Origin of the sequence: Fusobacterium sp. JB019, from assembly GCA_030673965.1 — a bacterium.
Classification (GTDB): domain Bacteria; phylum Fusobacteriota; class Fusobacteriia; order Fusobacteriales; family Fusobacteriaceae; genus Fusobacterium_B.
Map to the genome: position 1 here is coordinate 415,018 of JAUTCN010000002.1, position 25,206 is coordinate 440,223.

At 27.4% G+C, this 25,206-nt stretch carries 19 protein-coding genes; all 19 read right to left on the bottom strand.

The features are described from left to right. Positions 1 to 15: 15 nt before the first annotated feature. A complete protein-coding gene (locus Q7K47_02220; protein ID MDP0506022.1) occupies positions 16 to 1,353 on the bottom strand; it encodes a HAMP domain-containing sensor histidine kinase in 1,338 nt (445 codons plus the stop codon). A gap of 1 nt (position 1,354) precedes the next feature. Beyond that, the gene (locus Q7K47_02225; GenBank protein ID MDP0506023.1) at positions 1,355 to 2,023 is read right to left on the bottom strand and encodes a response regulator transcription factor; all 669 of its coding nucleotides are present in this window, start codon (positions 2,021 to 2,023) and stop codon (positions 1,355 to 1,357) included. Between the two features lie 271 nt (positions 2,024 to 2,294). After that, a complete protein-coding gene (locus tag Q7K47_02230) occupies positions 2,295 to 2,960 on the bottom strand; it encodes a 3-oxoacid CoA-transferase subunit B (GenBank protein MDP0506024.1) in 666 nt (221 codons plus the stop codon). An 11-nt stretch (positions 2,961 to 2,971) separates the two neighbouring features. Next, positions 2,972 to 3,619 (bottom strand): CoA transferase subunit A, encoded by a 648-nt coding sequence (locus Q7K47_02235; GenBank protein ID MDP0506025.1) that lies wholly within the window; start codon positions 3,617 to 3,619, stop codon positions 2,972 to 2,974. 24 nt (positions 3,620 to 3,643) lie between these two features. Continuing rightward, a complete protein-coding gene (locus tag Q7K47_02240; protein MDP0506026.1) occupies positions 3,644 to 5,119 on the bottom strand; it encodes a glycoside-pentoside-hexuronide (GPH):cation symporter in 1,476 nt (491 codons plus the stop codon). A gap of 389 nt (positions 5,120 to 5,508) precedes the next feature. After that, complete coding sequence (locus tag Q7K47_02245) at positions 5,509 to 6,681, bottom strand: Gfo/Idh/MocA family oxidoreductase (protein MDP0506027.1); 1,173 nt, start codon at positions 6,679 to 6,681, stop codon at positions 5,509 to 5,511. 26 nt (positions 6,682 to 6,707) lie between these two features. Beyond that, complete coding sequence (locus tag Q7K47_02250) at positions 6,708 to 7,499, bottom strand: 5-deoxy-glucuronate isomerase (protein ID MDP0506028.1); 792 nt, start codon at positions 7,497 to 7,499, stop codon at positions 6,708 to 6,710. Positions 7,500 to 7,523: 24 nt separating this feature from the next. Beyond that, on the bottom strand, positions 7,524 to 8,414 hold the full coding sequence (gene iolE / locus Q7K47_02255; GenBank protein ID MDP0506029.1) for a myo-inosose-2 dehydratase: 891 nt from the start codon (positions 8,412 to 8,414) through the stop codon (positions 7,524 to 7,526). A 28-nt stretch (positions 8,415 to 8,442) separates the two neighbouring features. Continuing rightward, positions 8,443 to 9,357, bottom strand: coding sequence for a TIM barrel protein (locus Q7K47_02260; GenBank protein ID MDP0506030.1), 915 nt, complete (start codon positions 9,355 to 9,357; stop codon positions 8,443 to 8,445). 25 nt (positions 9,358 to 9,382) lie between these two features. Then, positions 9,383 to 11,242, bottom strand: coding sequence for a 3D-(3,5/4)-trihydroxycyclohexane-1,2-dione acylhydrolase (decyclizing) (gene iolD, locus Q7K47_02265; GenBank protein ID MDP0506031.1), 1,860 nt, complete (start codon positions 11,240 to 11,242; stop codon positions 9,383 to 9,385). Beyond that, a complete protein-coding gene (locus Q7K47_02270) occupies positions 11,229 to 12,086 on the bottom strand; it encodes a class II fructose-bisphosphate aldolase (protein MDP0506032.1) in 858 nt (285 codons plus the stop codon). Before Q7K47_02270 ends, iolD begins: the two co-directional genes overlap by 14 nt. 3 nt (positions 12,087 to 12,089) lie before the next feature. After that, complete coding sequence (gene iolC, locus Q7K47_02275) at positions 12,090 to 13,082, bottom strand: 5-dehydro-2-deoxygluconokinase (protein ID MDP0506033.1); 993 nt, start codon at positions 13,080 to 13,082, stop codon at positions 12,090 to 12,092. Between the two features lie 381 nt (positions 13,083 to 13,463). Further along, a complete protein-coding gene (locus Q7K47_02280; GenBank protein MDP0506034.1) occupies positions 13,464 to 14,246 on the bottom strand; it encodes a DeoR/GlpR family DNA-binding transcription regulator in 783 nt (260 codons plus the stop codon). A 159-nt stretch (positions 14,247 to 14,405) separates the two neighbouring features. After that, positions 14,406 to 14,981 carry a class I SAM-dependent methyltransferase gene (locus tag Q7K47_02285; protein ID MDP0506035.1) on the bottom strand — a complete coding sequence of 192 codons (576 nt, stop codon included), beginning with the start codon at positions 14,979 to 14,981 and terminating at the stop codon, positions 14,406 to 14,408. A 33-nt stretch (positions 14,982 to 15,014) separates the two neighbouring features. Then, a complete protein-coding gene (locus Q7K47_02290; protein ID MDP0506036.1) occupies positions 15,015 to 16,097 on the bottom strand; it encodes a glycerol dehydrogenase in 1,083 nt (360 codons plus the stop codon). Between the two features lie 91 nt (positions 16,098 to 16,188). Continuing rightward, positions 16,189 to 16,764: a DUF1697 domain-containing protein gene (locus Q7K47_02295; GenBank protein MDP0506037.1), complete on the bottom strand. Its 576-nt coding sequence runs from the start codon at positions 16,762 to 16,764 to the stop codon at positions 16,189 to 16,191. A 491-nt stretch (positions 16,765 to 17,255) separates the two neighbouring features. Further along, complete coding sequence (locus Q7K47_02300) at positions 17,256 to 21,686, bottom strand: hypothetical protein (protein ID MDP0506038.1); 4,431 nt, start codon at positions 21,684 to 21,686, stop codon at positions 17,256 to 17,258. Further along, positions 21,661 to 22,641, bottom strand: a complete 981-nt coding sequence (locus Q7K47_02305; protein MDP0506039.1) for an MBL fold metallo-hydrolase — start codon at positions 22,639 to 22,641, stop codon at positions 21,661 to 21,663. The genes Q7K47_02300 and Q7K47_02305 overlap by 26 nt, the downstream gene beginning before the upstream one ends. A gap of 210 nt (positions 22,642 to 22,851) precedes the next feature. Continuing rightward, positions 22,852 to 25,194: an ATP-binding cassette domain-containing protein gene (locus tag Q7K47_02310; GenBank protein MDP0506040.1), complete on the bottom strand. Its 2,343-nt coding sequence runs from the start codon at positions 25,192 to 25,194 to the stop codon at positions 22,852 to 22,854. Positions 25,195 to 25,206 lie beyond the last annotated feature (12 nt).

Here is a 25,206-nt window from a genome sequence, read left to right on the forward strand (position 1 = left end):
TTTTTTTCAAATCTCCTAAAGTAAAATTTTAAATTCAACACCTTCTTTTAAATTATAAGCTTCAATAGTTCCATCATGAGATTTTATAATCTGTTTTACTATTGAAAGTCCTAGTCCAAACTTTCCTGATCTATCCTTGGTATAAGTTTCAAAAAGAATATTTGGATCTTGAACATGAAAATGAGGACCATCATTTGAAATAACAATTTCTTTATAATCTCCATTTTTCATTCTTATAGAAATTAAATTCTTTGCAAATCTCAACTGATTTTCAATAATATTTTCAAAGGCAATTAAAAATGCCTCTGAATCCCCTTGAAGCTCCATTTCATTTAAATAAATCTCCCATTTTAAATCTGATCTAATAATTTTAAATTTTGATATTAGATTTTTTAAAATCCTATCTATTCTTATACATTCTTTATTTCTATTATATTCTAAAGAATGACTAAGGGTATTTAATTTTAATAACTGATTTATTTTTCTTTCTAAACGCTCTGCTTCCATTTTTATAACTTCTGCTCCTGTTTGCTGAGAATTTATTTTAATACCATCAATCATTGACTGAGCATACCCCTTTATAACCATCACTGGAGTTTTTAAATCATGAGATGTGGACTGTAAAAATTGTCTGTCTCTTTCTTCATATAATCTTAAAGAATCTCTCATTTCTTCCAAAGCTTCTGTTAAAATTCCTATTTCATCATAATCTGTTTTAGGAACCTTAGCTTTCCAGTTTCTTTTGGATATTTCTTCAGCAAATAATGTTAGCTTTTGTACAGGATCTGCAATTTTTTTTGAAATTGACCTAGAAATGAAAAAGCTCATTATAAACAAGAGACATATTCCTAAGAAAAATTCTATTTCAAGATTATTTCTTTTTGGTAAAACTGTAAAAAATACTGTTCCCTTCTTATGCCTGTCTCCTATTTCATTTTGTTCCCAGTCAACATAATAAAAAATTAATTTTCCCTCTTCTTTTAATCTTCCCTTTTCCTCTTTATTTTTTTCTATATTACTTGTTATCTTTTGAAATATATTTATATTTCTATCTTTCTTTTTAGCAATTTCCATAATAAAAGGATCAATTGATATATCATATCCATCTTCTTCCTGAATTATTTTAAAATTTAAAGCTTGAGGCAATCCTATATATTTATTTTCTATTGAGGAAATATTTTCATAATCCTTTATAAGCCCAGATGTCTCTTTAAGCCTTTCTAATACAAAGGCACTTTTCATTGTTCTTATAACTGTATAGTTTATAGTTAAAATAGCTCCAAAAAATATTATTATAACTATAGCCATGATCCGCCAAACTTTAAAATTAATAGATCTAAATTTACCCTCCATATTATAAATTCTCCTTTAGAATATATCCATATCCATAAACAGTTTCCAAGGGAAGATCTGGGATTTTTTTTCTAAGTCTTCTAAGTGTATCATCCACCACTCTTTCAGATCCAAAATAATTAATTCCCCAAACATTATCAATAATTGTTGTTCTTTCAATAGCTTTTCCTCTGTTATTTATTAAAAATTCTAAAAAATCATATTCCTTCACTGTTAGTGGAATTTCTTCTTTTTCTTCATTTAATACTACTCTTCTTTGTCTATCAAAAATAGAGCTCCCTATAAAAACTTTAGACTTTATTTTTACTTTATTATCAATTTTTAAAAGTCTATTTATTCTAAGTATTAGTTCCCTTGGAAGAAATGGCTTTGGAAGATAATCTTCACTTCCCATTTCAAGTCCTATAACTCTATCTAGCTCAGCACTTCTAGCTGACATAAATATTACAGGGGTTTCCAAATTATTTTTCTTTATTTCTTTAATAAGGGCATATCCATTCATTCCTGGAACCATAATATCGAGCACCCATAAATCTGGATTTAAAGGTATTGCTTCCTTTGCACTGATCCCATCTTCAAAGGCAGTAACATCATAATCTTCATTAATTAAATATGATACTAATAAATCTCTCAGATTTTTCTCATCTTCAACTAAAAATATTTTTTTCATAAATTTTCCTTTCCTTATATAGCTTTAACTCTCTAAATAATTTTATTCTTACATGTAATTCAAATTTTATCTTATAAAAACATTATAAATGAAAACAGCTCATAAATCTACAGCAAACAAATGTGAATATTATGTGAAATTTATGTGATTAAATAAAAAAAGACCTTGTAATTCTAAAATTTTAATTACAAAATCTTTCTATAATTTATAATACTTTATAATATAAAATAGAGCAGAAATTGAAAATCAACCTCCGCCCTATTTTTTAAATTTACATAGTTAGCACTTTTACGTTTTTAGGTATTATTATATCTGCATCTGTAGATACTCTAATATCATCTATTGAAGAATATGGACTTACTTCCTCTAACACAAGTCCTCTTTCAGTTACTCTTAATACACATTTTTCAGTAATTATAAGATTTACTTCCTTTGCTGCAGTCAAAGGTAGATTACATTTTTTAAGTATTTTCAACTTACCTCCTGCAGTATGCTCCATAGCTACAATTACTTCTTTTGCCCCTACAACTAAATCCATAGCTCCACCCATACCAGGAACTTTTTTTCCAGGAACCATCCAATTAGCAAGATTTCCTTCTTCGTCAACTTGTAAAGCTCCCAAAACTGTTGCATTTACATGTCCTCCTCTAATTATTCCAAAGGAAGTACAAGAATCAAAGAATTGAGCTCCCGGAAGAACAGTTACATAACCACCCCCAGCATTAATTAAATCTTTATCTATACCAGTATTATCAGGAGCAGGACCAACGCCAATTATTCCGTTTTCAGATTGAAAAACTATATCCATATCTTCTGGAATATAATTTACAACTGCTGTAGGTAATCCAATTCCTAAATTTACCACATAGCCATCTTTTAATTCTTTTGCTACTCTTTTAGCAATATAATCTCTTGCTTCTTTTTTATTTATTTCCATTTCACATCCTCCTATCTCACTATATAATCTACAAATATTCTAGATGTCATAACATGATCTGGATCTATTGTTCCAGGTTTTACAAGATTTTCTGCATAAACTATAACTTTATCGGCTGCTGTAGCCATCATAGGATTAAAATTTTTAGTAGTTTTAGAGTAAACAACATTTCCAACTTCATCCACTATAGATCCATTGATTAAAGCTATATCTGCTCTTAAAGGTTTTTCTAATATATATTTTTTCCCTTCTACGAACATAGTTTGTTTCCCCTCTTCTACAATTGTATTTACTCCTGTTGGAGTTAAGAAGCCTCCTAATCCGTTTCCACCAATTCTTATTCTCTCTGCTAAAGTACCTTGAGGACAAAGTTCAACTTCTAATTCTCCTGAATTCATTCTATTTCCTGTTTCAGGATTAGTTCCTATATGACTTGCAATAACTTTTGTAACTTGATTATTACAAATCAATCTTCCTATTCCCTTGTCAGGAAATCCTGTATCATTTCCTATAACTTTTAAATTCTTTACATTTTTTTCTATCAAAGCATCTATTATTTTTTCAGGTGTTCCAACTCCTAAAAATCCTCCAATAAAAACTGTCATTCCATCTTTTATTTGAGAAACAGCTTCTTCCATAGTAACTATTTTTTTGCTCATCTTAACCTCCTGTTTCGTTATATCTTATAATTCACCCTTTGCTTCTCTTGCTTTTAATTCAACCATGATTTGTGGATATATCTTATCTAACTTATAATAGAATAATATTAAAGCTATTAATGCCCAAGATACAACTGGTCCCCATTTATATAATGTTAATATCATTGCCTTTGCACTTTCTGGTTGTCTAACAACACTTCCTGCTGTTGAACTTACATAACCAGAAAAAGCTAATAATCCACCAATAAGTGCAGTCATTAATCCAGGTCCTACTTTTGATCCTAAAGAAGAACTTGAGAATATAAGACCCTCATAACGTGTATGAGTTTTCCATTGACCATACTCAACTGTATCTGCTAACATTCCAAATATTACTGCAAACATTGGAGCTTCTCCAACTGATCTTACTGCACTAGTTATTAACGCCCAGTTAAAACTATATGGATTGATAAAGAAAGCTAATTGTGCTACTACTGCAAGTAATGCTCCTGCTAAAGCCATATCTCTTTTTGATACTTTTCTAAGAAGCAAAGAACACAAGAAAGATCCTATCCCTAATACAAGAAATTCTGTAGTATATAACACACTATACATCCAATCATCATTTCCAAGAATATATTTACAATAGTAAGGTAAATTCATTCCAACTATTGTGTTATGAATATTAATTAAAGCCCACAACATTAAACAATAAACCCAATATTTATTTTTAAACAAAGCTTTTATTCCACGTTTCAAATCTGGTTTACCTTTTCTATTGGCAGAGGCTTTAACACGCTCTTTACAGAAAAAGAAACATATTATTAGTAATATAAAAGCTACTGCTGACCACATAGAAATTGTTTTTATCCAAGCTGATTGGTCATTACCGAAATATTTAACTATAGGCAATGTAAATGTAACTGCAAGTATTTTTCCAAGAGGTGACATTCCCATACGAACCATAGCAATAACTCCTCTTTCATGTTGATTTCTAGTCATTAATGATCCAAGAACACTGTATGGTAAATTTAATGCTGTATAAATAACTGTAGTTACAAGATTATATGTAACAAATATATATATAAATTGTATCGTTGCACTAGAATCTGCTGGCACAACAAACAAAGCTATTGTTGATAAAAAATAAGGTAGCGACATCCATAAAACCCAAGGACGAGCTTTTCCCCATTTTGAATTAACTTTTTCAGTTATAAACCCCATTGCCACATCTGAAAATCCATCAAAAACTCTAGATAATAACATAACCATACCAACTATTCCAACTGATATTCCTGCATAATCAGTATAAAATAAAGTTAACAAAGAATTTACAACTCCCAAAGAAATATTACAAGCTGTATCTCCTCCACCATAAGCTACTTTTTCCCATAAGGAAACTTTAACATCGTCGTCAACTATATTTGCACCTGCATTTCCAACTCCTATATCTTTTCCAATACTTCCAATCCCTATTCCAGGACTTTCAATTCCTACACTTCCTACTTGCATATCTTCCATATTATTCTCCCTTTATTTTCTTTTATGATGATGCCCTAAATTTAAAAAATTCCAAAATATTTTCTAACTATGTAATTTCTTTTAATATATTTCATTTTAACTTTTAATTTAGTATTCCATGCTCTTCTTATGCTTTCTTATCTCTAAAAAATTGCATTACAAAAACAATATTATGTTTCGATAATTGAAATATAATATTTGTAATTTAAATTTTTAATTAAATCATCTTTTTGAATTTTAGTAAGAAAGTATAATTTTGATAAAGGTTGAGCTATTGTTTCTTTTTTGTTTATAAACCGATAAGCCTTGGGAACTTACCGGTTTATATTGTTTTGTTTAATGTTGCTTCGTTTCTATTTACTGTTTTATTTATAATATAATAGGTCTAATTAATATTTAACCCATACACTACCATTGTCTGCTGATTCAACGCATTTTTCTACTAATTTAACACCTTGAACTCCGTCTTCTACATTTGGATACCATAAATTATTTTTAATTTCTTCATTGTTTTCATCGTAAGCATGCATTGCTTTTCCGAATCTGTAGTAAAGATTTGCCCAAGATTCAAATAAACCTTCTGCATGTCCTCCACCCATTCTGTCACAATTTATAGCTTCATTTTCATAAAGGTAACCCATACCTCTATCTAATATTCTAGCTGGTTCTCCTTGAACTTCATATTTTAATTGATTTGGATGTTCATCCCACCATTCAATACTTGCTTTTGATCCTACTACACGTATTTTTTGTTGATGCATAGATCCTGCATTTACTGCACTTGCCCAAAGATTTCCTATAGCTCCGTTATTATATTTTAATAATACAACTGCGTTATCTTCTAGTGGAGCTCTACTTTTTATAAAACTTTGACGACTGCAAAGTAAACTTTCAACTTTTAATTCAGGAACTATAGTTTCAGCTAAGAAGAATGCATGAGTTCCTACATCTCCTAATACATATGCTGGTCCTGAAGTTTTAGGATTAACTCTCCATTTTGTTCCTGGATCATTAGATTCTACTTCTTGAGAATGGAAACCATGAGCAAATTGCATGTTTATAATTCTAATTTCTCCTAAATCTCCGTTCTTAACCATTTCTCTTGCTTGATGAATCATTTGAGCACCTGTATATCCATAAGTTACTCCAAATACTCTATTTTTAGATTTTGCTAAATTTTCTAAAACTTCTCCTTCTTCTTCTGTGAAACAAAGAGGTTTTTCACAAATAACATGAAGATTTGCTTCTAAAGCTGCTTTAGCTATTTCAAAATGTGTGAAGTTTGGAGTTGCAATTGAAACTGCTTGAATTCCATCTTCTCTTTTTGCTTCAGCTTCAAACATTTCTTTATAATTAGCATAGCAACGATCTTTATCTAATCCTAAGTTTACTCCAAATTCTATTCCTCTTTCATGATTAATATCAAATGCTCCTGCTACTAATTTAAATATATTATCTCTTTGAGCACTTGAACGATGGATATATCCAATTTGACTTCCACGACCTCCACCAATCATTCCCCATCTAATAGGTTTACCAAAACGTAATTCTTCATTAAACATTTTTCTTCCTCCTAAATTTAATTTATTTAAATCTCTGGCCAATATTTAGCTCCAGGCTCCTCTACCCACAAATGCTGCTCTTCAAAATTTGGTTTCAAATAAGGATTTCCTTCTAAGTGACGAATAATCCATATGTAATACATTGCATATCCAGGTGCTGCAACTTGAGGATGAACTAAGTCAGGAGATATAGTAATTGTGTCATTATTCTCCATTAAAACTCCTTCATCTCCTAGTTTTAATAGACCAAATCCGTTTCCTGGATAAAATTTATAAAAATAAATTTCAGGTTGATTATGAGAGTGAGAAGGAAAACCTGACCATTTTCCTGGATAATGTACGTCTTCACCTATCATAATATTAGATTCAGGTGCTAATTTTTTATCCATCAATGTTTTTACTATACGAGTTCCCGCTTCATTCATAGAACCTTTTCCTCTAGTTTCGATAACACAATTTTCTTTTGTTCTTACTGTTGGAGAAAATTCTCTTTTATTTTCTGTTCTTATTAATGCAACTTCACTATCATCAGAAATTCCTTTTATTTCAACTTCCATTCCTTCTGGTAAGTTTACTGCCCAAAAGTTATCATCTAGAAAACTTTCACGTTTTGCAATATACTTTTCACCATTGAACGAAACTTCAATTTCTCCATATATTAAATAAACTACTCTTTCTAATTGTTCTTTGTCATTATGTACAGTACCTTTTTCTAATTTCAATATTCCGTAATCCATAAGCATGTCTGAACATTTTCCATTTATTTCAGTAATACTGTTATACCCTGTTTTAAATCCTTCTTTATTTTGAATCTTCAAAAAGTTCATCTCCTTTTAGTTTAATTACATTCCGGCTTTCTCTTGCATGAATTTTCTTGCTTTTATTGCATATTCAAGAGGATCTGCTTTAGCTGGATCTTGTTCAGCTTCCACTACTATCCATCCTTCATAATCATTATCATTTAATATTTTAAATATTCCGTCCCAATCTACTTCAGTTCCATCTCCAGGTACTGTAAACATTCCGTTTAAAACACCTTGTAAGAAACTTAAATTTTCTTCTCTTAATCTTTTTAAAACATCTCCTCTAACATCTTTAACATGAACATGTCCTACACGTTTTATATGTTTTGATAATATTTCAACTGCATCTTCTCCTGCTACAGTACTATGTCCTGTATCAAAAGTTAAGAATACTAATTCAGGATCTGTATTTGCCATTAATCTATCTATTTCTTCTAAGCTTTCTATTCCTGTTCCAACATGTGGATGGAAACAAACTTTCATTCCTTTTGCTTTTGCTCTTCTTCCTAATTCATTTAAACCTTCACAAAGATTTTTGAATTGTTCATCTGTTAATATTGGTCTATTTTTAATAAGAGGTTGACTTATGTCTCCATGAATAGTTACTCCACATTCTCCAACTCCTATAACTCTTGCACCTAAACCATATGTATAATCCATATGTTTATCAAAAGCTTCATATGTTTCTTCATTTTTAAATGTAGTAAAGAAGCTACTAAACCACATATTACAAACTACTAATCCTCTTAAATCTAAAGCTTTTTTAATTACGTCAAATTCTTTTGGATATTTCCATCCACCTTCACTACCTTTATAACCTGCTAGAGCCATTTCACTTAAACATTGTTGATAAGTTAATTCTCCCCCTAAAGATGGTAAATCATCATTTGACCAGTTAATTGGTGCACATCCATATTGTACTTTCATCATTTTTACTTCCTCCCTATATATTTTTTATTTAAAATCCTATTTTTTTCAAATAATCTATACTTTCTTTAACATCTTGAAAACTTGTATCTGAATTTCTTGGATCTCTTTCTTGCTCAATTGTTATATATCCTTTATAGTTTTTTTCTTTTAAAAATTTATATATTTGGCTATAAGATAAAATCCCTTTTCCTATAGGACACATAACTCCTAGTGCACATGATTCAAAAAATCCTGTATGTTTTTTAGTTTCTATATCATAAATTTCTTTATTTATATCTTTGAAATGTATATAATCTAATCTTTCATAATATTTTTCAAGCCACTCTATTGGGTTCATTCCTGAATAATATAAATGACCTGTATCTAAGCAAAATCCTATTAATTCATTATTTAAATCCTTTGCTGCTCTATCTATTTCATCTGCAAATTCTATATGGCCTCCAGCATGGGGGTGCAATACCGCTCTCACCCCGTAGCTATTAGCTATTTTAGAGATTTCAGAAATGTTATACATCATACGTTTCCATTTTTTATCATCAAGTCTTATTGCTTCATTAGATAATCCTGAAGTTTTGCTACGTGAAGGATTAACCTCGTCTATGACAACTAAATATGGTGGATTGTATTTTAATTCTTTTTTTATATTTTCTTTTTCTAATTTTGATAATAATTTACATATCTTTTTTGTTTTTTCAATTAGATAATCAAAATTATCAAAGGAAGACAAATCATCATACATTGTTCCTGCCACTATTTTTAAATTTCTTTTTTTTAATTCTTCATCTAAAATATTTGCATCCAAAGGCATGTAGCCATATGGTCCTAATTCTAATCCTGAATATCCTGCTCTTGATGCTTCATTAAGTACTTTCTTCCAGTTAGGATTATATGGATTATTGCAATCTTCAACACCCCAACATCCAGGTGCTCCTGTTATTTCCATAAATTTACACCTCCAAATAATTAATTTACCATTTTCTTAAAGTATCTACTTTTTCTTGTAAAACTTTATGACATTCTCTTACAGTTTCTTTTTCAGATACAGAAGCTAATCCAACTCTCCAGAATGCTTCATATCCATCTGTCATAGTTCCAGGTAAAACCATAATTTCTATTAAAGTTGATTTTTCGCTTTCTTTACTCTCTTTTAAAGCTTTTCTTAATTCTTCCATATTTGTAACTTTCCAAGAATTAGCTCCGTAAGCTTTTGCAACTCCAGCAAAATCTACATTTGTATATTCCCCTGTTAATCCACCTGTTTTTTCATCTCTATAACGGAACTCTGTTCCAAATGATCCTACACCTTGATTTCTTTGTAGGTTATGGATACATTGATGTCCCCAGTTATTAAATAATAATATATTTATTTTTTTATTTTCTTGTAAGCTTGTTACTAAATCTGAGTTAGCCATTAGGAAACTTCCATCTCCAACAAATGAATAAACTTCTCTTTCTGGATGAGCTAATTTCGCTCCTAAAGTTCCAGATATTTCATATCCCATACAAGAGAATCCATATTCCAAGTGATAAGTGTCTACACTTTTTGGTTTCCATAATCTTTCTAAATCAGAAGGAAGACTTCCTGCTGCTGCAACTACTACATCTGTATCATCAAATAATCTATTTAATTCTAATAATACTTTTCCTTGATTCATTCCCATACTGTCATCACTGTTATTTATTTTATCTAACTCTACTTCCCATTTTTCTTTAGCATCAACTATTTCATTAGCATAAGCTGCTTTGTATCCTTCTTTTCTTAAAGCTTCTCCTAATTTAGTTATTCCGCATTTTGCATCTGATAAAACAGATACACTATTCATTTTCAAGCTATCCATTTTATTTGTATTTATTGAAACAATTGGAGATTCCATATTAAACGCTGATTTTGAAGATGTTACAAAATCATTTAATTTTGTTCCAACAGCTATAATTGCATCTGCATCTTTAGCTATTAAATTAGCTGCTAATGTTCCACAAACTCCAACACAACCTAGGTTATATGTTTCATCAAAACTATTTTCACCTTTTCCTGCTTGTGTTTCTGCAAACGGAATATTAAATTCTTTAGCAAATTCTAATATTTCTTTTCCTGCATCTGAATAACGAGCTCCTCCACCAGAAATTATAAGAGGTTTCTTCTTAGTTTTTAATAATTCTACAGCACGTTCAACTGCTGATAGAGATGGAGCCTGACGATCCATATGCCAAACACGTTTTTCTATAAATTCAACTGGATAATCATAAGATTCTCCTTGAACATCTTGAGGAAGACAAATTGCAACTGCCCCTGCTTGAGCTGGATCTGTTAAAACACGCATTGCATTTAAACATGCTGTCATTAACACTTCAGGTCTTACTACTCTATCCCAATATTTTGTAACAGGTTTAAAAGCATCATTTACTGAAACTGTACTATCTTTTTCACATTCCATTTGTTGTAAAACTGGATCTGGTTGTCTATCTGCAAAATAATCTCCTGGAAGCAATAATAATGGAATCTTATTAACAGTTGCTGTTCCTGCTGCTGTTACCATATTAAGTGCTCCTGGTCCTATCGAAGATGTGCATGCACATATTTTTCTTCTTCTATTTTGTTTTGAAAAGGCAATACAAACATTTGCTATATCTTGTTCGTTTTTACCTTGAATATATTTTATTTCATCTTTGTATTGAGCTAAGGCTTCTCCTAACCCTACTACATTCCCATGACCAAATATTCCCATAATACCTTCAACAAATTTTATTTCTTCTCCGTCAACTTCTAAATATTGATTATTAAGAAATTTAACTAATGCTTGTGCAACTGTAAGCTTAATTGTTTTCATAATATAGTTTCTCCTTTGCTTTTAAATTATTTATTATTTCTTTTGCTGTTTCTTTTACTGCTAATTGTGAATTTTCAAATAAGATTAATCTATCGAATTCTTCTGGATTATCTTCAACACTTTTTTTCAAACTTTCTCCAAAAGCTACTCTTAGACCTGTACCATAATTCATTTTTGAAACTTTTCCACTTACAAGTTTTTTCAAATCAGTTTCATCTATTCCAGATCCACCGTGAATAACCATAGGTATGTTTAAAGCTTCTTCTAATTCTTTAAGTCTTTCAAAATTAATTCTAGATTTAGAACCTCTCAATCTATGAACTTGACCAACTGCTACAGCAACCCAGTCTATTCCTGATTCTTCTGCAAATCTTTTTGCTTCATATACTGATGTAGTCATATCCTTTGCTGCTCCAGGTATATCTGCATATGGAACTGATCCTATTTCCCCTTCAACTGAAACATTAAAACATTTTGCTATCTTAACTATTTCCTTTGTTAGTTTTATATTTTTTTCTAAAGGATATTGAGATCCATCAAACATAACAGATGAGAAACCTGAATGTATTGCTTTTACTATTGTTTCAAAATCTTGGCAATGATCTAAATGTAGAGATACAGGTATTTTTGCATTTTTTACAAGAGGAAGTAACAATCCTGCCCAAGATTCTATTGGTAGATGTTTTGTAGCTAGTTTATTAAGCATTAGGGCTACTGGATATTCAAGTTCTTCCCCTGCTTCAATAACTGCCTTTGCATCTTCAAATCCAAAAATATTAAATCCAATGACGGTTCCAGGAACCTTGGAGGCTTTTAAAATCTCTTCTTTTAAATTACTTATCATTCATTACTCCTTTTCTTCCACAGAATTATTTTTCAAATATTCTTCAAGTTCTTCCTTTGAAGGCATTGAATCTGTACAATCTGTTTTTGATATTACTATTGAAGCTGTTCCACTTCCTTTTATTAATGAAGTTTTTATATCGTTTCCATTTACTAAAGAAGTTATAAATCCTGATGCAAAAGCATCTCCTGCTCCAAAAGTTTTTCTTATTTTTGTAGGAACAACTCCTACAGCTATTTTTTCTCCGTTATTCTTAAATGCTGTAGAACCATCGGCTCCTCTTTTAATAACTACTAATTGAGTATTTCCTTTTAAGAATCTTTTTGCTGTAACATCATCATCTTGATTTTCTCTATCCCAAAGATATTCAACTGCGTCAAACTCTTCTCTAGTTCCAATTATTACATCACATTTTTCACAAGCCATTGTGTAGCAAATTGAAGTTTCTGATGGAGTTTTCCAAGAATATGCACGGTAGTCAATATCCATAATAACTATCACACCATTTCTTCTAGCATATTCCATTGCAAGAAATGCAGCTTCTCTAGAAGGACTAGAAGCAAATGCAGTTCCTGATATTACTAATATCTTTGAATTTTTAATATAATCCTCGTCAATATCTTCACAACATAAATGTAAATCTGCAACATTCTCTCTATAAAAAATTACTCCACATTCATTAGGACTTTTTACTTCTGTTAATGCAAGTCCATTTGTATATTCAGAATCTTTTATAATTCCCTTTGTATCTATATTTAGTTTCTCTAAACTTTTAGTTATATATCTACCAAAAGCATCATCTGAGACTCTTCCTATAAATCCAACCTTCATATTTTGTTTTGAAAGCCCCACTGCTATATTTGCTGGAGAACCTCCTACACTTTTCATAAATCCTGAGACTTCCTCAATAGGCTTATTAAATTCTATTGGATTTAAATCCACCCCTGCACGCCCTAAACAAATAACATCAAGCTTTTTGTCAGCTAAAATTTGCATATCATCCTTCCTTTCTAAGTTTCCTCAACTCTTTTAGCTCCAGAGTTGTAACTTTGTTTCTTTTGGTTTCGTTTCATTTATATTTAATTACACTTTTATTTGATTAGATTATATTTCTTTTCCTTTAAATTGTCAATGTTTTTTTGAAAAAATTTAGTATTTTTTGTTCTATTTAAATATTTTAGATTCTTTTTTAGTGCTAAACCACTACTATACAACTCTTTCACGGTCCAGTTATCCCTCAATAATTCAGCTATTAATAGTTGCTTTTCTTATTCTAAAATTTACTTTCACTTTCTTTTGGTTTCACTTTAATGAAACTGAAAAATAAAAAAGCAACCTTTTTATTTTAAAGGTTGCTTTTTTACTATTTAGCTTTTATTATTTATTTTCTTCTGTTAAATACTTTATTCCCTTTTCATTAAAATAATCACTGTAAACCTTTGGTATAGTATCAGATATAATGCAATCTATTTGATTTAGATCAGCAATTTTATATATTCCCATACGTCCAAACTTTTCATTATCAACAAGCATATACCATCTACGATTAATATCTGATAAATTTCTATAAATATAAGTACTAATAATTGAATTTACAGTTATTCCAGCATTTAAATCAATTCCTGAACAACTTGTAAAAGCCTTTGAAACATATATGCTTTTCAAGTATTGTGAAGCATTTTCTATACTTGAAAAATAAGTATTTGAATCAACTGTGGTAACCTCTCCACCAACTATATAAAGTTTACATTTAAATGAAATTAAATCCATCAATGCTGATATATTATTAGTCACAACTGTTAAGTTTTTAAATCTATCTAACTTTTTTGCTAGTAAATTACAAGTTGATCCTGATCCTAAAAATATTGTATCTCCGTCTTCTATCTGAAGAAGTGCTAGCTCTACAACTTTTTCCTTTGTTTTATTTTCATCTAAATCCAAATTATTTTCATTAAATCCTACTTTGTTTTTAGAAAATTCATCATTAAGTAATGCTCCCCCATATATTTTCTTTATAATTCCTTCTTTATGAAGAATTTGTAGATCTTTTCTTATCGTCACACCACTTACACCATATTCTTTGCACAAATCGCTAACAAGTACTTTTTTGTTTTTCATAACTTTTTTTCTTATTTCATTAATTCTTTCCTCTTGCAGCATAAGCTTCCCTCTCTTTCCTTATAATATTTATTTTAATAATCATTTATAACATTCCTATTATATTAATAATAGCATATAATTAATAATATTACAACATAAAGAAACAAAACCTAAACAAAAGTAACAAAAGAAAAGCAAAGTTTAGCTCATAATTAAAATTTATTTTATATTTTTAAAGCTTCCCCTAATGAAATTTCTTCCAAAAAAATATTTTAAATAAATTTTTTCAAAATTATTAATCTCAATAGTGTTAATAGTGTCTCTATTTAAATGACATCCCATTGCAAATACTTTCCACATAGGAGTAAGTATATTTTGTAAAAAGAATAAAAATTTATTTTCATTTTTTATATGTTCTAAAATTAAAAGTTTTCCATTTGCCTTACACACTCTTTTCACTTCTTTTAAAGTTTTATCTGGATCTGGAATTGTACATAAACTTAAAGTTATTACCACTGTATCAAATATATTATCATTAAATGGTAAACTTTCTCCAGAGGCTAAAACTATCTCTATATTTTTCCCATTAATTTTTTTTCCTGCTTCTATAATCATTTTTTCATCTGGATCTATGGCTATTACATGATTTTTTGAATAAAATTCAAAATTAACTCCAGTACCAGCTCCAATTTCTAAAACTTTTCCTTCAATATTTTTTAAAAGAGCATATCTTTCATTATGCAACATTTTTCTTTCTAATCTACTCATTAATTTATCATATAAAAGACCTTTCATTAATAATCCTCATTTCATAATTATTTCTATTCATTATTCTGATCCTAATTTATCAGCTAAAAGTATAGCATTATAAACCATTTCTGGAACTATCTCATAAAGAAAATTATGAATTGTTTCCCCTTCATTACAAGATGCTGCTGCTACTTTTTTTATTTTTTCATTTACATTATCTTTTATTCCCATCTCTGCTAATGTTGTAGGCAAACCTACTTTTTTACAAAAATTAATAATTTCTTTTATGTCATCAAGTTCTCTGTTTTCAAGAACAAGTTGTGCTATAGTTCCAAAGGCTACTTTTTCTCCGTGATATAAATGATGACAATCTTCTATAACTGTAAATCCATTATGGATAGCATGTGCTGCTGCTAGACCTGAACTTTCAAAACCTATTCCACTTAAATATGTATTAACCTCTACTATTTCTTCAAAAGCATCACTAGATATTTTTCTATCAGAAGAAAGTTTTGCTAAATAACCTTTTTCAAGTAATTTATCTCTACAAAGTTTTGCAAGACTCAAAGCAGCTAGAGTAGATTTTCCTCCTGACATTGCAGTAGCCTTAGCATCATAACAAATTTTTGCTTCATAATAAGTTGCAAGTGCATCTCCCATACCAGAAACTAAAAGTCTAGTTGGAGCCTTTGAAATAAGACTTGTATCCATAAGTACAATCTCTGGATTCTTTGGTAGCATTAAATATTTATCAAAAACTCCTGAGTCAGTATAAATAACTGACAGTGCACTTGTAGGTGCATCTGTTGAAGCAATTGTTGGTGAACTAATTACAGGTAGTTTAGAATAATAGGCTATGGCTTTTGCAGTATCTAATGTTTTTCCTCCACCTACTCCTACAATTATTTGAATCCCTTTATTTTCATATTTTTCAATTATTCTTTTAATCTCATTATCAGAACATTCTCCATTAAATAATTCAAATTCAACTTTTATATCTTCTTTAGTTACACCTTCTAGTATCATATCTTTAGTTAAAGTCATTACAAATTCATCTGCAATTATCAAAAAATGTTTTCCATAAATTTCACCGTGTTTTATTAATTCTTTCAATGCATTCTTTCCTTGAATGTATTTTGATGGTGCGTTTATTATTTTCATTTCATTTCCTCCTTATAACATTAAAATATAATAACAATAAAGATAAATCCTACTGAAAACTTTTATTTTCCAAACACTATCCTCTATATGTTTATACTAACACATTTTCATTCTTTTCTCTAGTTAAATAAAGTGTAAGTATTTTTTTTATAGTTCTAGCATTTCTAATTGTTACTTTTTTATTTACTGAAGAACTTGCAATTTTATACCATCTTGTTTTAGATAAAGTTGCCCTTGGTGCAGACCAAAATATAACATTTTTATAATGCTGAACTTTTTCATATTCTGGTTTCTCTTCCCCTACAGCTTTATATACTTCTTTAATTGTTGTTGGAGGAATTAAAAAAATTACTTGATTAATTATTTCTTTATCAGAATTTATATCCCACCATTTTGGAGTATTCTCTAAAATATCAGATAATTCATTTAAAGATACAATAGTCACAGGAATGTTTAATAAAAATTTTTCAGAAATAATAAACTGACATAAATCTATAAGTTTAGTTCTATCATTTTCATTAGTCGAAAAAAGAATATTTCCACTATTAATATAAGTGCTCACATTTACAAATCCTATTTCTTCAAAAGCTAATTTTAATAATGGCATTGATACTTTATTTTTACCACTTATATTTACACCACGTAAAAGAGCAATATACTTTTCCAAATAAAAACACCTCCAATTATCTATCTAAATTTCTATTCTAAATTTCTACTTATAGTTTATCACTATAAAATATATATAACAATAACATTAACTAATTAATTCCTTCTAATTTTATTCCAGTACTTTTCCAGTACTTTTAACTTTTCCCCTCAACTCTTCTGTAAAAAATCCAGTTTTATAAAGATAGTAATTAAATTATGTTACAATAACAAAAACTGTAATTTTCAACTAAAAAAAGACCTTGTAATTTGGAAAATAAAGAGCGTTTTTACTCTCTTCCTTGTAATTACATAGGCCTTTTTTTGATGGCTAAAACACCCCTATAATGGCTCTAGAACCTATCTTCAATTTGTTTATTTTAAAGGTTTTAAGAGTGGATGCTTTGGAAATCGCCCTAAATAACAGTTGTAATTACTATATCTCAGACATCTTTTCGTTTAACTAGTACAAAACAGGGTGTTTTTTTGCTTTATTTCATGTTTTTATCCCTCTTATCTTTCCATCAATTTTTTGCTAATAATACGTGTTGAGCCAAATTGATTTTTAAACATAATATCCCATAACTCCATACATTTACATGCTATCTCTTCTCTAGTTCCCTTAGACTCATCATAAAGCCTCGCAACCAAATTCGAAATTTCGTTATTCATCATATAATCATCATCTTTTTTCATAACTTTATCTCTACACAATTCTAAAATAATATTTGAAAATTCTAATATTGATTTTAAAGTATTTTTTAAATATTCAACAAACAAATAAATTGTTCTATAATCTAACTTTGTTTTAAATAATCTTATTATAAATTTAGAATCCTCTTCTAGATCAACAACTCCATTTAAAAATATTTTATGGAGAAATTTATTAATATCTTTTCCCAACTCTAAAAAGTTATATACTATCTCTTTTATTTTTTTCTTATATTCTTTTTTATCAAAATAATTTGCTGCCATCTCTAAAATATAATCACTTTGTTTTTCACTCATATCTTTTAAACTTTCATTAAAAATTTCAGAAAATTTTTCTTCGCATAAACTCATCTCTATAACACTATATGAACCTATTCTTAAAAGATCTTCGTCTTTTGAATTATAGCATTTTGAAATTATCTCTGTTATTCTTTCCTTATAATTATTATACATATTAAAAAATAATTTTCTTGATTCTCTAAAACTAGCATATCTTATATCCTCTTTAAATAATAAAACAAACTTATCATATGCCCATTCTTTGTCTATATTACAAACTGGAAAAAGACTTTCCATTGTTGCATATTTAACTTCAATATTTTTATCTTCTAATAACTTTTCTATGGTTGACTTAAACACTTCATACAAAACCTTATTTCCCCATAATAAAACACCTATAGTTATTGCCGCTTCTCCTCTGCAACAGTTCCTTGAATTATCTAATATCATATTGCAACTTGACATATCTTTATCATCAGAAGTAGTTACATTTATTTTCCCAAATTCTGGATCTTTATGATTTATCGCTATATTTTTTATTTGCTCTATTACTTTATTTGACCAAATAATTTCTTTCTTCTTTTGAATTATAGTTAGAAAATTTCTTGCTCTTCCAGATTCCATATTACATGGAAATTTAATCATAAGTTCTTCCAAAATTTCTTTTGATAAATTTTCTAATTCAGATGAAAAGGCTACTCCATAAAATAAAGAATCAATAAAAACATCATCAATTTCTTCTTTGCTTTTTAAAACCATTTCTATTATCTTTTTAGAATCTTTTTTCACAGCTTCTGTAAAATCACTAGCAATCTGTTCTATTGAATTATCTATAAAGAAATCTTTTCTTTCTCTAATTCTGTACCTACTCTTTTCTTTTATTTTTTGACTTTTTATAATTTTCAACCATCTTTTTGCAGATAAAGCTTTTCCTGATAATGAAGACTTAATAGCTGTAAAGCCACCATCTTCCCTATAGTAACTAGATATTCTTTCTGGATATTTTCTATTCAATACCTTTATCAAAGCTTTTCCTTCATTACTCAATCTTTTATAAGAAAGATGTGGCAACAATTCTTTTTGCAACAATCCCCAGAAATTCCACCCTGTTAATTCTTTTTTATTTTTCTTTTCCTTTGTTTTTCTTTTATATATTTCAATATCAAAACGATCTATATATTTTATAATCATTGTTTCTAGTTTTTTGAAATTTAAATCACTACAATATTCAGAATATTTACTTATAACCCTTTTGATTAGTCTCAAAGTATCTGAATTACCACTTGTCTCATCTACTATAAAATCTGAGTTGAAATTATTAATAATTATTTCTACAACTTTATCACTAAAATTTTCAGGTATATAAAATAATCCATGTAATATAATTTCATTAAAAATATTATAATTTTTTCCTAAATATTCTTGATAATATTCAAAAAAATATTTAGGTGAACTCTTAATTAGTGAAATATTAGCTTTTTTTATAATTTCAACACAAATACGATTAATATTTTTTCTATTATGTCTATTCCTCCATTCAAAAAAAGCATTTTCTTTTGGAATATATTTCACTAATTTTTCTAGTACAAACTTTCCATCTTTTATCTCTATATTCTCTAGAGAATCTAAACATTTATCTTCATACCTATATTCACTTCCTAAATTAACTTTACAATTCATCCAATATGATAATATTTTTATTGCCCTTTCTTCTTTTTTAAAAAATAAGCCTTTATCTATATAGACTATTTTTAAAAAATCAGAATCATACTCATAAAATTTTTCTCTTAATTCAAACATTTTATCAGTATCTTCAGATGGATAAGGAGATAAACATCTATAAAATTCCTTGCTGTCCTCTTTATTTTCAAATGCATGCTTAGAAATAAAATCAATATACTCTTCATCGTAATCTCTAGAAATACTATAAAGTAATTTAAACACTGTCTCTTTTTTAGAACTATCTCCAATCCATTTATCTAAAATTTTATTTTTTATTAAAACATTTATATATTTTTTATTTCCAGAAATAACATCTTTTAATATATAGTTTTCTATACTTTTATTTTCACAATTTTCTAAAATATATTTTTCTATAATGTAATTTGGATTTTTAATCTGATTTAAAAGTTCATAAAATAAAAATTTAATATAAAATCTAATGCTTTCAGATTCAAGCATCTTTTTTCCTATCTCTAAAAATTCTCTTTGATTATCTTCCAAAATATTTTGTAAAAGCATTTGCATTTGATATCGCCTATTTGGTGTTTGTCTAGTTTTGCCTCCTATAATATTTTCAATATCTATTCCATTATCATAATCATCTAGCATATTTTTATAAATAAAATAATCTAAAATTGATTGATGGACAAAAGAAATTTTATCATTTTTACTTACAACTAACATCCCATTTGAAACCAAAAGGTTTAAAACACTTTGGTTTGTATCCAACCTTCTCTTAGAAATTTCTGAATATCCTTTTTCATCAAATTTTTCTGATATTTTTTTTATTTCTCCTCTTATTAATTCTTCTCCTATTTGACAAGAAGAACCTTTTTTTATAATTTCTTCAAACCATCCATACATTAATTTACTAGTAGTTGAATAATCAGTATTTTCTTTTTTTAGATCAAATTGTTGCCATATGTACAAATTACTAGGTATACTTAATACTTTTTTTGTTTTCAATGATAATTTATTATAGCTACTCGTTCCCATAATATTTTTCAAAATTTCTTCTTTCAGTTCTTTTATTTCAATTTTTTTCCAACAATTATCATTTAAGTTAAAAAGCTTGTTTATTCCAGTATCTTTTTCTAAATCATAAGTTCTACATACAAAAATTAATATTATTTTATGTTCTCTTTTTTTATTTATATTATTTAATTCTATAATAAATTCTTTACAAACTCTTAAAGACTCACTTGAATTAGCTTTCGTCCATCTAAAAGCATCTAATTGATCTAATATTACAATTCCTTTTTTGTCTTTCATTATTTTATCAGCACAATAAGATATTGGCCCTTCCAGTGATAACTCCTCTCCCCAATAAAATATATTTTTTTTAGGTATATATTTATCTAATTTTATTGCGACATAAGGTATCTCCTTTTTCTCACAATAATCTATTATTTCATAAGTACATCCACTTTTCCCAAACCCAGCTCTACCATGAATTATTATTGAGTTTTCTTTTTCTATCTCTTCTATACATTTTTGTGTTTCTTCTCTCTTAATAAAACCATCCTTCAAACAAGTAAAATCACTTATATATTCCTCATTAAGTCTTTCAAATCTTTCAATTATTTTTTTGTTTTCTTTATTTTCTGAAAATTTAAATACATTCAAATTATTTTTTATTAAGATACTATTTATATCATTTAAATTATAAACTTTAAACTGATTAAAACCTTTAATTACTTCATAAATAACACCAACTAAAAATATTTTTTCGTATTTTTTTAAAAATAATCCACTTCCAGATAGTCCCGAACAATTATCAATAATAGACTTTTCTATAGATTCTATATTTGTTGTTGGTTCTAATCTATTATCATCACCGTAATTACAATTTATTTTAATTGCTTGACCTCCTAAACTTTTAGGATAGCCCTTAAAAAATACTTTTTCTTCTGTTTGTGTTATTTCTAAATATTCAAAAATTGGAATCTCCTGATTTTCAATTTCCAAAAATATAATAACTAAATCCAATTCAGCATCATCTTTATCATATATTACTTGGCTAGGATTTATTTTTATTCCTAATGGTTTTATTATAATTTCATTAAATATTTCTTCATATTTATCACCTAGTAACACATGTTTAGCAGTCAATATAAAATATTTTCTCTCTTCTGAGTTATAACAAATAACTCCACTACCTTCTCTTTTTTTATCTACTTCTAATTTAACTACTACTTTATCTAAATCATTTAATTGTAATTGTGTATGCATGTTCTCCCCCTTCTGGAAAAAGACATTTAAAATTATATTTTTTCTTTTCTTCTTCTGAAAATATCCCCTTTAATACTTCATTATTATAATTAAAAATAAAACTTATCGTTTTTTCTATATTCCTTTCCTTATTTAATAATATTCTTGATAAAGCCATTTTTGTTGGGTTATTATTATGATCTCCATTTGTAGAAATAATAAAACTATAGCACTCTATAATTTCTAATAATTCTTTACTTAAATTATTTTCACTTCCATGGTGAGGAAGTTTAAAATAATCTAACTTTAATTTATTATCTTTAGAATATCCCAAATCTTTTAAAGAACTATACATAATTTTTGCAGAAGCATCTCCTGAAAATAAAAAATTCCTATTATTAATTGAAATAATGAAAGCTAAACTTGATAAATTTTCGATAGTTAAATTTTCTTTAAAAGTTTCATTATATAATTCTTCAATATCACAAGAATAATCATTATTTTTTGAAGCTATTTTTTTAGAAACCTCTTCTTCTTTTTTCATTCCTAATAAAAAATTTTTAAGAATTTCCCTATTTGGAGAAAGTATTAAGAAAGATATGTTATTTCTCTCTATATTTTTTTTATTAAAAAAATATAATTTATCATTAAATTTATCATTTTTAATTAAGTAATCTTTTAATTTAAGTCCTTGTGAAAAACTTATCTTTTCACTAAAATCTAGAAAAGTATCATTGGTATAACAATTAAACCAAACCTCTTTTACTATTTTATCAAATTTTTCATTATCATTTTCTATAAAATTTAATAATCCCCCTATATGATCTTGATCCACATGAGTAATAATGAAAATATCTATCTCCCCATTATTATCACTAATTTTTTTTATTTCAGGCTTAACTCCTCTTATATATGTCCCTTTAAAACCTGAATCTATAAAAATATTAGTAATTTTATCATCTTCTATTACCTTCAATAAAAATGCATCACCATAATTAACTTGTAAAGCTTTAATAATTATTTCCGTATAATTTCCCCCTTTATCTTATTTCAATAACTTTAAATTCTTTTATTTAATGATACCCCAATATTTTATAATAGTAAATATTTCTGTAATTAAAAATACATTAATATTCTATACCATAAGAATACCAATGTATTTTTCAAATAAAATTGACTTAAATAATTATTTTAAATATTTTCCTATTATTGACTCTTCACAACATTCTATTTTTTCTAAAGTTCCGTTAGCAATTAATTTCCCTCCATCAGCAGAACTCCCTGGACCTAATTCAATTATATTGTCAGATAGTTTTATGAGTTCTATATCATGAGTTGCTATAACTATAGTATCCCCTGTTTTTTTTAATTTTAAAAATAACTTATACAATTTTTCAATATCATATAAATGTAAACCACTACTAGGTTCATCCAACATATAAATCACTTTATCTTTTCTTAATTTGCCTAATTCTGATACCAGTTTTATTCTTTGAGATTCTCCACCTGACAAAGAATTCGAAGGTTGACCTAATTTTATGTAACCCATCCCTAAATCATCCATCATTTTCAAAACTTCATAAATTTTTTTATTTGATTTAAAAAAATTTATACCTTCTTTTATTGTCATATCTAAAATTTCTGCTATATCTTTATTTTTAAATTTAATAGATAATGCTTCCTTATTGAACCTTTTTCCTTTACAAACTTCACATTTTTCATAAATATCTTCCATAAAATCTAAACTATACTTTATAACTCCATTTCCTTTACAAAACTCACATCTTCCTCCCTCAATGTTAAAACTAAAAAAACTATTTTTATATTTCTTTCCATTTTTATCTTCACATTTTGAAAATAATTTTCTTATTTCGTCATAAATATTTAAATAAGTGGAAACTATTGACCTTGAATTTCTACTTATAGGAGTTTGTTCAACTTTTACAACTTTATAATTTATAAAATCCTTATCTTTAAGTTCATATTTTCTTTTTTTTAATGCCCCTTCTAATAATTCTAAAAGTGTACTTTTACCGCTTCCTGAAACTCCTACAAGAGCATTTATTTGATTATCTTTTAAAAAAAGTGTCATATCTTTTATATTATTTCCCTTTAAATTTTTAAAAATAATTTTTTGATAAGCACTCTTAGTTTTATCTTTTATTTTTAAAGAAATACCATTTCTATAATTAAATGTAGCAGATTTTTCTATATTTTTAAATTTATTTAATGGACCATTATACAAAACTTCGCCTCCGTAAATTCCAGCTTTTGGACCAATATCTATAATATAATCTGCTTTATTTATAAAATAATTATTGTGTTCCACTATAATTATAGTATTATTATTTTCTTTAATTTTCAATATATTTTTAATAACTAAATCTATATCTTTAGGATGAAGTCCTGAAGAAGGTTCATCAAAAATAAATAACATGTTTGAAACAGAATCATTTATAGCGCTTGCTAATCTTATCCTTTGATATTCACCTCCAGATAAACTTATTGTACGTCTATTTATTGAAATATATTCTAAATTACATTTAATAATATTTTTAATTTTTATTAACATAATATTAATTATTTCTTTTACTAAAATATTTTCTTTTTTTACTTTATTTAACCAAATTTTTAATTCTTTAAAAGTTAAATTTTCAACTTCTGAATAATTCAATTCACATATTCTATCCTCAAGATTTTCTTTTCTTATTCCAGACCCATTACATTCTTTACAATTTTTTTCCAAAAAATATTCTTTATTTATTCCCTCTTTTATTTGTGAAGCGCTATGTTTTTCTTTGTATTTCAACAATTCTTCTAACACCCCTAAAAAAGTTACTTTTCTTTTTTTTATTTTTCCTTTTGAGCTTCTAAATTTCAATTCTATTCTATCTTTTATTTTTCCTTTCATCAAAAAATTATACTCTTTTTCTGAAAAATCTTTAATTTTCTTGCCTATATTTAAATAACCCATCTCACAGATTTTAATTAAGGTTTGATCAAATAAATCTTTTTCCTTTTTACGCTTCCAGAATAAAACAGCTCCCTCATCTATACTTTTTTCAAAATCAATAATTTTAGTTAAATCAATATCATATATTATTCCTAATCCATTACATTCTTTACATGCTCCATAAGGTGTATTTGGTGAAAACTGTGAAGATAAAACATCTTTTCCTTTTGATTTTAAGATAATTACAAAAATTTGCCTTAACATTTCTGAAATTTTAGTTAAAGTTCCAACCGTAGATCTAACATTATTATTTACCTTAATCTGTTTCATTGATACTGATGGTAAAATTTTATCACAATGAAAATCATTAAAATAATTTATTTTCTGACCTAATGAAGATAATTCTGGAAACATTAAATCTAAATATGTATTTCGACTTAAAGCATAAATCGAGTCAAATACTAAAGAGCTTTTTCCGCTTCCTGAAACTCCTGTTATAACTGTAATTTTATTTTCTGGAAAAGTTATATCTATATTTTTTAAATTATTTATATTTAAGCCATAATAATTTATCATCTTTCCTCCCTA

Coding starts and splice junctions, on each gene's coding strand:
- Q7K47_02230 (MDP0506024.1), bottom strand. CDS start 2,960: ATGGAAATAAATAAAAAAGAAGCAAGAGATTATATTGCTAAAAGAGTA.
- Q7K47_02235 (MDP0506025.1), bottom strand. CDS start 3,619: ATGAGCAAAAAAATAGTTACTATGGAAGAAGCTGTTTCTCAAATAAAA.
- Q7K47_02280 (MDP0506034.1), bottom strand. CDS start 14,246: ATGCTGCAAGAGGAAAGAATTAATGAAATAAGAAAAAAAGTTATGAAA.
- iolD (MDP0506031.1), bottom strand. CDS start 11,242: ATGAAAACAATTAAGCTTACAGTTGCACAAGCATTAGTTAAATTTCTT.
- Q7K47_02260 (MDP0506030.1), bottom strand. CDS start 9,357: ATGGAAATAACAGGAGCACCTGGATGTTGGGGTGTTGAAGATTGCAAT.
- Q7K47_02240 (MDP0506026.1), bottom strand. CDS start 5,119: ATGGAAGATATGCAAGTAGGAAGTGTAGGAATTGAAAGTCCTGGAATA.
- Q7K47_02225 (MDP0506023.1), bottom strand. CDS start 2,023: ATGAAAAAAATATTTTTAGTTGAAGATGAGAAAAATCTGAGAGATTTA.
- Q7K47_02220 (MDP0506022.1), bottom strand. CDS start 1,353: ATGGAGGGTAAATTTAGATCTATTAATTTTAAAGTTTGGCGGATCATG.
- Q7K47_02310 (MDP0506040.1), bottom strand. CDS start 25,194: ATGATAAATTATTATGGCTTAAATATAAATAATTTAAAAAATATAGAT.
- iolE (MDP0506029.1), bottom strand. CDS start 8,414: ATGATGAAAGTACAATATGGATGTGCACCAATTAACTGGTCAAATGAT.
- Q7K47_02300 (MDP0506038.1), bottom strand. CDS start 21,686: ATGCATACACAATTACAATTAAATGATTTAGATAAAGTAGTAGTTAAA.
- Q7K47_02290 (MDP0506036.1), bottom strand. CDS start 16,097: ATGAAAATAATAAACGCACCATCAAAATACATTCAAGGAAAGAATGCA.
- Q7K47_02270 (MDP0506032.1), bottom strand. CDS start 12,086: ATGATAAGTAATTTAAAAGAAGAGATTTTAAAAGCCTCCAAGGTTCCT.
- Q7K47_02285 (MDP0506035.1), bottom strand. CDS start 14,981: ATGAAAGGTCTTTTATATGATAAATTAATGAGTAGATTAGAAAGAAAA.
- iolC (MDP0506033.1), bottom strand. CDS start 13,082: ATGCAAATTTTAGCTGACAAAAAGCTTGATGTTATTTGTTTAGGGCGT.
- Q7K47_02245 (MDP0506027.1), bottom strand. CDS start 6,681: ATGTTTAATGAAGAATTACGTTTTGGTAAACCTATTAGATGGGGAATG.